Here is a 1,061-nt window from a genome sequence, read left to right on the forward strand (position 1 = left end):
CTATAGTAGTCGTTAGAAGTAATTACTCACTTTTGGAACTGAAAGTTGCTCAAGGGCAGTATCAATCGCTGTTGTTAGCTCGTCAAGTGAGTCGAAGAACCGGTTACTCAGAGCTGCTTGAAGCTGTCTCCAGCACTCCTCAACCGGGTTTAGCTCCGGCGAGTACGAAGGAAGCGTCACGAATGCGAGGTCGTCACGGGCCGCCAGGTCCGTGACGGCCGACGCTTGAAAGTACGGCGCACCATCTAGCACCACGAGCAAGTCATCTTCAAATTCTTTACATAGTGCTAAAATGAAATGTTTCGCGTGTTCGGCGGTAACGTACTCTTCGAATCGCGAGAAGAAGCGATCACCGTCCTCGGTGATCGCACCCAGCAGACACGTCCAGTCGCGTTGGCCAGAGAGTTCGACGGAGGGCCGCGTGCCGCGCGGAAACCACGCGGCACGCGGCTCAACTTGGACGGATTTCTTGGTTTGGTCAATACAGACTACGGTGGCGTCCATCTCCCGCCGCTTTTTTTGAGTTCTTCGTAGAACGCTTCTTGGTCGTCTTCGTCAGCTTCGGCGGCTGTACGGCGTGGTTTCTGATAGCTCAATCCCGCTTCTTTCAGCAACCGCCGACAGCTTGGGATTGAATACTCGACACCGTAGGTTTCTTTGAGAAAATCTTGGACAAGCGCCGGCGTCCACGCCGGCGCGTCGATGCCGACTTCTTGGGGTGGTTCGTGAAGAGTTTCTTCGAATTCTTTTTGCTGTGTTTCTGAGAGTTTTCGTTTTCTCCCAGTTCGCTTATCATCAGAGACGGCTTGGTCAAGCGACTCGTCAGTATCGAGTCGCTTGAGCCAGCTGTAGATTGTCCGGCGCTGAACGCCGTACCACTCGGCTAGCTCAGTCTGTGTGACACCGTTCTTGTACGCGATAGCTGCTAAGAGCCGTTGTGTCGGCTTCTTTCCGTCCACGTTGTCGAGGGCATCGTGCAATTCCTCGACGGTGATCTCGTCGAGATGCTTCACTATCTCTTGCAACAGTTCCCGTGCAAAAAGTTCTAACGGTTACTATAG

The 1,061-nt window shown here is 53.3% G+C and carries 1 protein-coding gene; it reads right to left on the reverse strand.

The genetic code is table 11. The features are described 5' to 3' along the window. Positions 1 to 12: 12 nt before the first annotated feature. A protein-coding gene (locus tag DEQ92_RS20850) for an IS630 family transposase (RefSeq protein ID WP_115821714.1) occupies positions 13 to 1,013 on the reverse strand; the annotation gives its coding sequence in 2 pieces (ribosomal slippage) (positions 13 to 521 and positions 521 to 1,013; 1,002 coding nt in all). Between the last annotated feature and the right edge of the window lie 48 nt (positions 1,014 to 1,061).

The organism is Haloferax sp. Atlit-6N (assembly GCF_003383195.1).
Classification (GTDB): Archaea; Halobacteriota; Halobacteria; order Halobacteriales; family Haloferacaceae; genus Haloferax; species Haloferax gibbonsii.